Genomic DNA, 11491 nt, shown 5'->3' with positions numbered 1-11491 from the left:
TTCGAAGAGGATGTCACTCGCCATTATCAGGCGCACTTGCAACGCCGACGAGCATTACGCCCCGCCGAGGAATACCGGCCGGTCACCGATCAGGAATGGGCCGAGTTCGAAGAGCACTTCGACAAACGCAAAGTCGAACTGGGATCGTGCGGGCGCCCCTACGCCACGCCCTGCAGCCATGAGCATGCTTGCATTCGGTGCTCGATGCTCCGCGTCGACCCGAAAATGATCATGCGGCTCACGGATATCGAAGCCGACTTGGTCGAGCGACGCGAACGCGCGCATGTTGAAGGCTGGTTGGGTGAGATCGAAGGCATCGACCTCACGCTGACCTTCCTGCGCGACAAACGTGATGCAGTCAGCCGATTGTCGTCCCGGACCATCTCCCTCGGCACGCCTCATCTACCCAGGAGGATCGGCGAACCTTGAGGCAGACCTTGCGCCGCGCCCCACGGAAGCGGGCGAAGTGATCGTCGGCGAAACTGGCCCAGTCCGTAGGAGTAGACGGGTCACGCATATTGATGCACACATTTCGGGTGTCTCATCTAGATCGAAGCGTGCTGTCGCGGAGGGTATTCGGGGCGCGCCAACGTGCTTCGGGCGGTTGGCTAGGATCGGAAATCGTGACCTTGTTGCTCAGCCGACGGCGGCCGTCCGACGATCAACCATTCGATCCCCAGGACCAGCAGCAAGATTCTGTTCGGCTGTGGCGAATTGTCGCGATTGTCGCGGGAATCGTCGGCGTGCTACTTGCAGTAGCGGTGCCGTTCCTTCCCGTGCAACAGCAACAGGCGTCGTTCACGTGGCCGCAGGGCGGTCGCGCGGCCAGTGTGACGTCGCCTTTGGTGTCCTATTCACCGGTTGGTGTTGATGCGACGGTCCCGTGCGCTGCACCTGCGGGATTGAGCTCCCGCGGCGGGTACCTGCTGGCGACGGTGCCGCCCGCATCCGGGCAGGCTTGGCACTACGGCCTGAACGTGCTCGTCGCGTCGGCTGACAGTGGTAGTCGGCTGCAGGTCGTCCTGCGCGACAAGACGCTGGTCGATACCGAGGTGGCGGACCTGGCTCAGGACTGTCATGTTGCGATCGTATCCACCAGCGCCCGAACCACTATCGAGGTCAGTGGTTCCGATCCCGTGATCGTCGAAGGTGACTTCCGGCCGCAACTGGTGGGGGTTTTCACCGATCTGGCCGGTGACGTTCCTGCGGGAATGCGGGTCGACGTGGAGATCGATTCTCGGTTCACGACCTCACCGTCGGTGCTCAAACTGATCGCGATCATCGGCGTCTTCATCGCAGCGGTGCTGGCGCTATTGGCATTGCATCGCCTCGATTGCCTTGACGGGCGCCGCAATCGCCGAGTCCTGCCGCAACGTTGGTGGCGGCCTCGGTGGGTCGACGGCGTCGTCATCGGCACCCTGATCCTGTGGTACTTCATCGGCGCCGGAACCGCCGACGACGGCTACATCCTCGGCATGGCGCGAACGGCTGGGCACGCGGGGTATCTGGCGAATTATTTCGCCTACTTCGGGGTGCCGGAAACGCCGATCGGGATTCCCTACGACCTCGTTGTGGGCTGGTTGGCGCAGATATCGACGGCGAGCATTGTGGTGCGACTACCGGAGTTGATCTTCGCCATCGTGTGCTGGTTCCTGATCAGCCGCGAGGTCGTGCCGCGTCTCGGTATTGCCGCACGTCGAGAGAAGGCAGCGATCTGGGCCGGTGGCTTGGCGTTGCTTGCGTTCTGGCTTCCGTACAACAACGGACTTCGGCCCGAACCGGCGGTTGCGCTTGGGGTTCTGCTGGTCTGGGTGTCGATGGAGCGAACCCTGGCGACACGGCGCCTTGCTCCCGCCGCGATTGCCTTGATACCGGCGGCGCTGGCAGTAGTCACCAATCCCGCCGGAGTGATCTGTTTCGCCGCGCTGCTGGCCGGCGCTCGGCCGCTGGTGCAGATCATCGTTGAACGGGCTCGTAGCGTTGGATACCTGGCGCTGCTGGCACCGGCTGGGGCGCTCGGTGTATCGATTCTTGCGATCGTCTTCATCGGTCAGCCGTTCTCCGAGGTCTCGGCGATGAGCGACGCGCACGCCGTGGTCGGCCCGAACATGCCGTGGTACGACGAAACTTTCGTCTATCAATCCTTGTTCCAAGCTGGTCCTGATGGTTCGATGGCGCGCCGATTCGCGATGCTGTTGCTATTCCTGACTTTGGCAGTCTCGGTATTGGCTCTGTTGCGCCACGGCGGCAGGATTCCCGGCCTGGCGGCCGGGCCGACGCGCCGGATCCTGGGCACGACCATCGCCACTATTCCGCTGATGGCTCTGTCGCCGACCAAGTTCACCCACCACTTTGGCGTCTTCGCCGGGCTCGCGGGTGCGGTCGCCGTAGTGGCGGCGGTCGCCGCGGGCCCCCGTGTCGTGCGATCACCACGTAACCGCGCGTTGTTCGCAGCAGTAGTCACTGCTGTGTTGGCGCTGGCGTTCACCAGTTCGAACAGCTGGTGGTATGTCGCTGCGTACGGAATTCCGTGGTGGGACAAGCCGATCTCGGTCAAGGGCATCAGTGCGGGCACCGCCTTGCTCGTGGTCGCGATCGGGTTGCTCGCGTTCGCGGGTTGGCTGCATATCCGCGAACCGTTCCGCAGCGCAGAACATCGAACACACCGCCGGATTCCGGTCCTGACTATCGCGGTTGGGCTGGTCGTGGCTTTCGAGGTCGCATCATTCATCAAGGCCGGAATCGATCAGTACCCGGCGTATTCGCTGGCGAAGTCGAACTTCTCCGCGCTCGCTGGTGAACCGTGTGGGCTGGCCAACGAGGTCTTGGTCGAGCCTGACCCGAACGCGGGGATGCTGCAACCGCTGTCGGGCGACCGAGCCACTGCCTTGGGGGTCGAGGTCGACGGCTTCACACCCAACGGCGTCAACACCAACGACCTGGTCCCCGATGCTTCTGACGCCGCCGCAGCATCGGTCGGCCAGTCCCTCGGCAGCGCGGGAACTACAACCGAATCCGGCTCAATCGAGGGCAGTGGGCCCGGCGGGTCCAGCCCGCACGGCATCAACGGCAGCACGATCGCACTCCCGTTCGGACTGAATCCGGCCGCTACACCAGTCCTCGGTAGCTATGGCAGCCCGGGTGTCACGAAAACGCTCGTCTCCGGCTGGTATCGACTCCCGATGCCCGACGCCAGCGGAAGCCGCGGTCAGATCCTCGCGATCGCGGCCGCGGGGCGCGTCGCCACCACCGATCTCGACGGCCTCCCAGTAATCGGTCAGAGCGTTCAGATCGAATACGGCAGCACGAGCGTGACCGAGGTGCAGTCGCTCGGGCGGATCATTCCTGATGACGTCAGCGTGCTCCAACCTTCTTGGCGCAATCTTCGGGTTCCGCTGCAGCAGTTGCCATCCCAAGCCGATACGGTACGTATCGTTGCCACCGTCGACAGCTCCGATGCGGAGCAATGGGTGGCGGTGACCCCACCACGGGTGCCTGAGTTGCGCACCCTCGACGAACTGGTCGGTCACACCCGGCCGGTGCTCCTGGATTGGCTTGTCGGTCTGCAGTTTCCCTGCCAGCAGCCGATGCGGCACCGCTACGGCGTTGCCGAGATTCCCGAATACCGCATACTTCCCGAGTTTTCCGCGGCGATCATGACCAGCAACTGGCAGAGCCACGCCTCGGGTGGCCCCCTTGGCTATACCGACCTCGTGACCCGCACCGAAGTTCTGCCCTCCTATTTGAAGGATGACTGGAAACGCAACTGGGGCGAGATCCACCGCCTTGTGCCCTTCGACGCAACTGCAAGTCCGGCAGAACTCGATACAGTCACCGTCGATCGCTCGGCTCGCTGGACTCCCGGTCCACTCAACTTCGGAATCCGGTAACTGAGGGCGCGCGTCCCCTCTGGCAGGTACGCGCAGCACCAGGTAGCGGACGAGCTGCCGCTGATAGAACACTCAACCCCGACACTGCATTGACAAGTGCAGAGAAGCGACCCTGGCCCAAGCTCGGAGGAGGCCAGGTGTGGTATCTGTCAGGCGTAGGCCGCCTTTGCGGATGCCGAGGCGGACCTTGTTGACACCGAAGTGCGCCGGTCGGGTCACGATCGCGGTCCCGAGTTCGACGGTGACCGGCAGCGGGGGCTCGACGATCCGCCACATCGGCGCTGTCGGGTCGTGCGGCCAGGTCTCGAACAACGACGACGAACTGTTCACCGTGGGGTCTGTCGGTAGCTCTGGCAACCCATCGGCGATGGCGGTTTCAAGGGCCGGTTCGCCGCATTGAGCCCGTCGACGCGGAACTGTCGTTGCTTGTGCGCGTCGATGCGGGCGAGGACGTCATTGATCTGGTCGGCGGACGCGACCGCACCGAAGGCTGTCGCGTCACGGAGTTGCCGACCGACCGGGGCCAGGGTGGCTGCGGTTGATTCCGGTGTCGGCGGCGGGGTCATGTTCGGCACGTTACTCGTATTCGAACAAACTTTCGATAATGAGGTTCAGGGTCGAAGGTGTTGTGGTTGTCCACAGAGTTATCCACAACATGTGGATGCAGGTGAGAGTGGCTCACCATCTGTCGGTCGGATCGCCGACGGATCCAGTTGGTGATCGGGTCAGTGGCGTGGGCCGGTGTGGATGTGGAGGTATGCGCAGTCGATCACCTCCCACAGCGACGCGTCGCGAAGTCCGTGCTGGTCGGCGAGCTCCATCGCTGTGACGGCGATCGCGATGACATCCCAGGGCCGTATCGCCGGTGATCGCCCGTCTGATGGGTCTGGGTGCAGGCGCAACCGTTCGAGGGTGTCGAGTTGTCCGGTGCTCAGGATGTCGTCGGGGTCGCCGTAGGTGTCGTAGAGGTCGGTAGCGATCGAGATCAATCGTGCTGTGGTGACCGGGCCGATCGCGGCCGCGACCTCTGCGTTGTCCGCCATCGCGGTGGCGATGTCGGCCAGGGCTTGGGCCTGGTTCCATCCGTCGAGGAAGGTTCGCATGATTTCGGCAGCGCCGCCACCGACCGCCATCCCCGCGATCGCCTCGCGCACAGAGGAGTTCAGTGCGGGGGCTGCTGGCTCACCGCGGGCGTGGGCGTCCTGACCGACCTGGGCCCAGTCGATCGGCGCGGCCCGCGGAATCAGGTCCGGGGCGGGGTGGTCTGTGCAGGTGCACTTGAAGACGCCACACCGGCCGGGTCGCCCGGTGGATTGCTCGGCGGTGTGACCGCACGAGCACAGGGGCGAGGGGGAGTGTTCGTGGTCGACCGGGTCGAACTGGTGGACGTTGTTGGTCTTGTCGACCCACTGTCGGGGCGGCGTAACCCCGACTGCTTTGTCGGCTTGCAATGGCGCGATCGGTGCCTGGCATGTTGCGCACCGTTGATAGTAGGAACGTTGTGCTGGCGAGGCACGCTGGTCCTGAGCGCAGTGTTCGTCGGTCACTAGTGCACCCTCTTCTGTCACAGGTTCTCCATCCATTGGTGCCCGAAGTCGCGACCGCACCGGTCACGGCCAAGCCGGACGGTGACGGGCGCAACGCCGGAACGGGCGGGAATCAGGAATTGATGTCAGGGTGTTCGTCGACGACCAGGGTGTTCCACAGCCTTCGAGCCGCGACGATCTTGGCGAGCATGTCCATCCACTCGGTGTTGGCGCCGTCGGGTGCGGGATCGCGGACCTTACGCAGCCGCAGCAACGGCACCCGGCGAAGCGCGATTCCGGTGGCGGCGGGACCGGATTCGTCGGCGGGCACGGTGAAGATGCGGTAGTCCTCGAGCTTGATCCAGGCCTCGTACCAGGCTTCGGCGGGTTTGCCCTCGCGGCTCGGCGTGGCATCGTTGTCTTCGACAGAGGCCCAGAATCGGCAGCGACACAGCGGGTCACCGCACCGGTTGAGCGGGCTGCCGCCGGAGGGGTTGTAGCGGTCGACGTGCCCGGCCAGCATCACGCACGCACGCCGACTGTATAGAGCACATTCAGGATGCAAGCCGGGCTCTACGGCCACGCCGCGCACGTAGTCCGAAGGGCGGATCATCAGCACCAGGGTCGCGTCGAGCGGTTCGCCGCAGACCTGGCACCGCTTGTTGTCCAGCACCTCACCGAGGCGCTGCGCGTCGATCCGACCCCATATCGGACGGGTCCGATCCCGGTGCGCCAGAGTGATATACGGGACTACCAGTCCCGCCGAGACCGGAGAATGCGCCAAGCGCGCGGGGATCGGAACACGCTCGGCCGCAGCCGAGCGTGAGGCGGGGCAGCGGGGATTGTTGGGCAAGTGGTCCTCGAATCTGTCGATCCGGCATGCGGTTCGGTGTCGTCGGCGGGAGCGGGGTGGGCGACCAGGACCACCGTGGTGGCCCGATCGGGGGTGAACGGGGCTTCGACGCGGACGTGGATCAGCGTGACCAGCGACGCGGCGGTTGGTGTGCCGCTGTTCCAGGGCAGGTGCCGGTCTTCGTCGAGGGCGGGCATCTGGGCGCGCATCCACGCGGTGAGTTCACCGATGTGGGTAATCACGATGTCCAGCGTTTGCCGGTGTGGGGGTCGTGGTCATAGACCGGCACGACAGTGGGTGCGCCGAGCGCGCGTTCGGTGACCGAGTTCGACAGAACTGCTTCCTCGCCGTTGGCGGCCCACCACCCTGGTGCGATCACCCACCGGCCATCCCCGTCACGGTGGGCGGGGACCAGCCGCCAGCTGATGCCGGTCTTGGCGATCCCGAACGGGTCTGGACCCCATTGGGTTTCGTGGGTGCCGTCGTCGGTGATGGTGTCGAGCGCGGTGGCGTGTTCGATGCGCACCAACGCCATCACCGTCAGATGATCGGGGCCGGGTTCGACGTCGGGAAACACCGCAACCCGTGTACCTGCGGCGGGCGTGGTGGCGAATGCTGCGTGCCAGCCGATGACCAACACTTCCCGTGCGAGCTGGGGGATGGGGTGCAGGCGTGCGGTCCAGCGGGAGGGGTCGGCCGCGCCGAGGGCAGTGGTGCTCACAACAGCCCCCGCTCGCCGTCGGTGGTGGGGCGTAGTTGCTGCACGGATTCGATGAACCGCAACGGCACGATCACTGCTTCGCGGGAGTCGGTACTCAGGCTGGCGTGGCGGTTGTGGACGTTGTCCACGCTCAGCCGCGGCATCAGGTGTCCACCGCGGGTGCGGAGCGTGACCGGGCGGTTGTGGTGGCGTGCCTCGTGCAGTGCGGCTACCACCAGCGTCGACTCGCGCGAACCGGTGGCGGGATCGGCGGCCGACCCTGCTCCGCGCAATTGGGTGAGGGCGGCGCGCAGCCGATACCGCAGGGGAGGAGTGGTCAGGGGATGTGTCATCGAGGGTTTCCTTCCCGCAGAGCTCCACACGGAGCGATAGATGTTGGGGGTCAGGCGGTTTCGAGTTCGATGTCGATGAAGTCGGCGTAGCGCTCGGACTCGTCGGGGCAGGCGCACGTGCAGCGCGGGTAGGTCCGCTGGCACTGCACGCAGTAACCGCAATAGAGGCAGTGCGGGCCGTCCGGGTCGTCGATCTCGGCGCCGCAGTTGTCGCAGAAGCCGTCGTCGAACCCGTAGTCAAAGACCACGCCCTGGGGGAAGCGGCCCAGGTCGTAGGAGTGGTTGGAATACCAGGACCCGTCCCGCCAGTGCCCGGCCTGTTCGTTGAAGATGTAGGCGGGGTGTTTGTAGGCGGGATCGACAGTGAGGATCACGGCCTTGTCGGTCCCGAGCCAGCGTTCGAACCGTGTGCGTCCGGTCCAGGAATCCAGCGACCCGAACGGCAACCGGGGCAGGAAGTCCTCGGCCGCGATCCGGGTATCGGAGCGATCGTCACCCGGGAGCGGGTGGACATGCTCGGGCAGGATCCCGTTGTGGGCCAGCACGCTGCGTTTGTCACCACCGATAGCGAAGGGGTGACAGTTCGCGGTGGTGTGTTTGCCGTGGGTGGCGAAGCGGGAGTGGAACAACGCCGGCCCGTCCGGGAACAGCGAGCGGGCTTGGGCGAATTCGGTGATCGTGGTCTTCGGATCCAGGCCGTGCCCGACAATGAGCCGGTCTCCGGCATGGACGGCCCAACCATGCCCGTGCGGGTTGGCGGCGGCGCCGGCGGCGAGGGCGTCGTAGTCAGCGACGATGCCGGGCTTGATGAAGGTCAGGATGCACATGCGAGGTCCTCCTGGTGTTCGGTGGACACACTCGATCCGGTGGCGGTCAGCTCCGCGGTGAGCGCGGCGTACTCCGGTCGTGTGGCGACCCACGCGGTGAACGTGGCCCAGTCCCAGCCCTGGTTTCGGGCGACGTCGTAGGAGCGCAGGGTGCGCGTGTACTCCACGGAGGCGTGGGCGAAACCGAGGGCCGCCTGGACCTGCTGGCGCTGCAGTGAGCTGGCGAAGATCCGCAGCTCGAAGGTGTGCGGAGGGCGGGTGTTGATGGCGTGATAGCGGCCCCATCCACGGCCGCCGTGCGCGAGTTCCTTGGCTTTGGCGCGGATGTCGGGATGAAAGCCCGCCCATTGCGAATCGTGTCGGCGCGCGAGCGTGGTGACCTCGTCCTCGTTCCGGTAAACGAGTTTGAGCCAGCGGTAGATGTGGGCAGGGGAGTCGAACCCGGCCCGGGACAGATGGACGTGGATGCCGACCTCGTCGTCGGTGTAGCAGCCCAGCAACCGCAACCGCGACAGCACCGACCACGGAAACTCCGCGATCGCGTAGTCGAAACTCATTGGATGGGTGACGAGCTCGAATCCGCAGCTGATCGAGCCGTCGTGCTTGAGGTAGGCCAAACGCCCGAGCTGGTCGTTCGCGGTCTCGACCGAGTCGTCGAAACCGACTGGTGTGGTGCGCAGTTCGAGCTCGAGGCCCAGGAACAGCGGGCCGCTGCCGTGGAAGATCGGGCGCGGGGTGTACTCGGAGTCGTGGACCATTGCATGGTCGGGTCGGTAGCAGTCCTCGCAATAGTCCTCGCGGCCGCGGATGAGGGTCTCGCACCGGTCGCACTCGCGATAGTCCTGGCGGCAGTCATCACACACCGACCAATCACCGTTGATCGAGATCGGCTCGGCGACAGCGAAGTTGCAGTCCTCGCAGGTGGAGTACTCCAGCGCGCAGGACTCACACACATCACCACCGGAGATAACCGCGACGACGTAGCGGGCGTAGCGCACGCAGTCATCGCAAACACTGAACGCCGATCGGCAACTGGCACACCGGTAGTCGTCATCAGTGGTCAGCGCGGTCTCACGGGCGGGAAGATCACAGCCCGCGCACAGCTGCAGATCGGCGACGCAACCAGAGCAGAGCCGGTCGTCCTCAGCGGTCTCGACCAACTCCGTGAGCGGGTGTGGGGTGGAACAGGCCTCGCATTCGGCGAGGTCGACCATGACAGCGGTGGGCATCGAATTCCTTCCCTGAAAACGACGAAAGCCCGCACCGACGGGTGCAGGCTGAGGTGAAAAGTGGTGGTGGGCAGGTCAGGTCTGCTAGGTGCTCGGTGTAGTCGGCGGGCGCGCCGCGGGCAGGGCGATCGGGCGGCTGAGGGCGCGATGGCGGGTGCTGCGGGCGCGGGGTTGGCGGCATTCGCAGTGCGGGAACCGGTTCTCGCAGGCGAAGCACCACCCGCACTTGACGCAGTAGCGACTCACCCGGTACAGGTCGATGTCGTCACAGTTCTCGCAGACATACCGCTTCGGGTAGCGCTGGCTCAACGGCAGATAGCTGGTGTTCGAGTACCAGATTCCGTTGTCCCACTGGCCTTTCGACTCCCCGAACAGATACACCTGCTGATCGAAGGCCAGGTCGACCGTGAAGATCAGCAGCTTCGACGACCCCAACCACGACTCCAGCCCACGAAACCCGCGGTAGGTATCGATCGACCCGAACGGCTCAGACGGCAGGTAGTCCTCGGCCGCGATGCGCGTATCCGATCGCCAGTCATACGGGCCGGGGTGGACGCGTTTGGGCAGGACTCCGTTGTGCGCGAGAACCGTTCGCTTGTCTCCAGCGAGGCGGAAAGGGTGGCAGTTGTCTACGGTCCGGATGCCATGGGTGGCATAGCGGGAATGAAACAGCGCCGGACCTCTCGGGTGCTGGGCTCGGACACGGGCGAACAAGTCGATCACCTCATCGGCGTTCATGCCGTGGCCGGTCACGATCGTCGGCCCGGCGATGACCGCGAACCCGTGCCCGTGCGGGTTCGACTCGGCACCATGGCGCAACGCGGTCGGGTCGGGGGCCACGGAGGCCGGGATGAAAGTTAAGAGGCACACAGCACGACCTCCTGTTCGTCAGCAAGGTTGGTCAAGTCGGCGAGTTCGGCGACCAAGGGCGCGTATTCGAGCCGGCGGGTCAGCCAGTCGGTGAACCGCTCCCAGTCCCACCCGCCGGCGTGGATCTGGGGGATGGTGAGGTCGGCGGTGTAGCGGATCGAGGCCTCGGTGAACGCCAATGCCGCCTGCACCGCGCGGGTTTCGAGAGAGCTGGCGAAAACCCGCAGTTCGAGGGTGTCGCGGGGGTGGGGGTTGATCGCCTGATACCGCGGCAACCCGACCGCGTTGCGGCAGCCTTTCGCGAGGTATTTCGCCCGAGCGCGGGTGTTGGGTTCAAAGGGGGCGTAGCGGCTGACGCGTCGGGCCAACATCGAGACCTGGTCCTGGTTGCGATAGACCAATTTCATCCACCGGTAGATGTGGGCGGGCCCGGTGAACCCGGTCCGGGAAGCGTGGACATGGAGACCGACACTGTCGTCGGTTTCGCACCCCATCCGGGCGAGCTTGTCGAGGAGCTGCCAGGGGAACTCGGTCAGGGCGTATTGGTAGGTCATCGGGTGGCACACGATCTCGAAACCCGATGGCCGGATCGAGGAATCACGCTTCAAATACCCGAGCGAACCGAGCGCATCGGTCGCGGTAGCGATCGCGTCGTCGAAGCGATCCTCGGGCACGATGACTTCCAGTTCCAGCCCGAGGAACAGCGGCCCGGTGCCGTGGAAGATCGGATCGGGCCGGTAGGAGTAGTTCCACAACGCGTGCGGATCAGCGCAACGATCGCAGCCGCGGCGCCCGGCGATCAGCGTGCCGCAGTCCCGGCACGAGCGCTGCAACTGTGCGCACGCTGGGCAGGCGCGTTGGTTGCCGACGACGTAGCGGCTGTGCAGGGTGTAGCGCTCGCATTGGAAGCACTGGTCATAGAGCTGGTGTGCGCAGATCCCGCACACGAACCCACCGGTATCGACCGGCAACCGGGTGAACGTGACCGCCGAACACGACCCGCACGGGTGCAACCTGGACACGCAGATCGAACACAGCTGTCCTGCTTCGGCGGTCTCGGTCAGGGCGATCGAGCGGGCACCGCAGCGGTAGCACTGTCCGCAGGTCAGCACGCAGCGTTGGCAGACGCGTCCGCCGTCGATGTCGACGTGGATGTCGGGCTCACGGGATCGACAGATCCCACACGGGTCGAGCAAACCAAGTTCGGGCACAGCAAATAACCCCTTCCGGAAAACGACGAACG

11 protein-coding genes and 1 pseudogene are annotated in these 11491 nt (G+C 65.2%); 2 read left to right on the top strand and 10 right to left on the bottom strand.

Translation table 11 applies throughout. The annotated features are described in order from the left end of the window. Both NS1_RS40795 and NS1_RS14365 read left to right on the top strand, forming a co-directional pair. Window positions 1-429 (top strand): annotated as a pseudogene (locus tag NS1_RS40795) (site-specific integrase); the annotation flags it as partial. 194 nt (window positions 430-623) lie between these two features. Continuing rightward, window positions 624-3890, top strand: coding sequence for an arabinosyltransferase domain-containing protein (locus NS1_RS14365; RefSeq protein WP_373864336.1), 3267 nt, complete (start codon window positions 624-626; stop codon window positions 3888-3890). Between the two features lie 326 nt (window positions 3891-4216). Here the strand turns inward: NS1_RS14365 and NS1_RS14355 are convergent, their stop codons facing one another. The 10 genes from NS1_RS14355 to NS1_RS14310 form a co-directional block, all read right to left on the bottom strand. After that, window positions 4217-4456: a DUF6374 family protein gene (locus NS1_RS14355; RefSeq protein WP_062984935.1), complete on the bottom strand. Its 240-nt coding sequence runs from the start codon at window positions 4454-4456 to the stop codon at window positions 4217-4219. 159 nt (window positions 4457-4615) lie between these two features. Continuing rightward, the gene (locus NS1_RS14350) at window positions 4616-5341 is read right to left on the bottom strand and encodes a hypothetical protein (RefSeq protein WP_062984933.1); all 726 of its coding nucleotides are present in this window, start codon (window positions 5339-5341) and stop codon (window positions 4616-4618) included. Between the two features lie 208 nt (window positions 5342-5549). Then, window positions 5550-6200: a hypothetical protein gene (locus tag NS1_RS14345; protein WP_157125211.1), complete on the bottom strand. Its 651-nt coding sequence runs from the start codon at window positions 6198-6200 to the stop codon at window positions 5550-5552. Next, window positions 6167-6511 carry a hypothetical protein gene (locus NS1_RS14340; protein WP_062984929.1) on the bottom strand — a complete coding sequence of 115 codons (345 nt, stop codon included), beginning with the start codon at window positions 6509-6511 and terminating at the stop codon, window positions 6167-6169. Before NS1_RS14340 ends, NS1_RS14345 begins: the two co-directional genes overlap by 34 nt. Further along, a complete protein-coding gene (locus NS1_RS14335) occupies window positions 6508-6990 on the bottom strand; it encodes a hypothetical protein (RefSeq protein ID WP_062984927.1) in 483 nt (160 codons plus the stop codon). Before NS1_RS14335 ends, NS1_RS14340 begins: the two co-directional genes overlap by 4 nt. Next, window positions 6987-7322: a hypothetical protein gene (locus NS1_RS14330; protein ID WP_062984925.1), complete on the bottom strand. Its 336-nt coding sequence runs from the start codon at window positions 7320-7322 to the stop codon at window positions 6987-6989. The genes NS1_RS14335 and NS1_RS14330 overlap by 4 nt, the downstream gene beginning before the upstream one ends. A 50-nt stretch (window positions 7323-7372) precedes the next feature. Next, window positions 7373-8149, bottom strand: coding sequence for a class II glutamine amidotransferase (locus NS1_RS14325; RefSeq protein ID WP_062984923.1), 777 nt, complete (start codon window positions 8147-8149; stop codon window positions 7373-7375). Continuing rightward, complete coding sequence (locus tag NS1_RS14320; protein ID WP_245914568.1) at window positions 8137-9378, bottom strand: amidoligase family protein; 1242 nt, start codon at window positions 9376-9378, stop codon at window positions 8137-8139. Before NS1_RS14320 ends, NS1_RS14325 begins: the two co-directional genes overlap by 13 nt. A gap of 84 nt (window positions 9379-9462) precedes the next feature. Next, window positions 9463-10248, bottom strand: a complete 786-nt coding sequence (locus NS1_RS14315; RefSeq protein ID WP_063816141.1) for a class II glutamine amidotransferase — start codon at window positions 10246-10248, stop codon at window positions 9463-9465. Continuing rightward, window positions 10236-11459 (bottom strand): hypothetical protein, encoded by a 1224-nt coding sequence (locus NS1_RS14310; protein WP_245914569.1) that lies wholly within the window; start codon window positions 11457-11459, stop codon window positions 10236-10238. Before NS1_RS14310 ends, NS1_RS14315 begins: the two co-directional genes overlap by 13 nt. Window positions 11460-11491: the final 32 nt, after the last annotated feature.

Source organism: Nocardia salmonicida NBRC 13393 (assembly GCF_001613085.1).
GTDB lineage: Bacteria > Actinomycetota > Actinomycetes > Mycobacteriales > Mycobacteriaceae > Nocardia > Nocardia salmonicida.
Note: the sequence above shows the minus strand (reverse complement) of the source record. Positions and strands in the feature narration are given on the sequence as shown.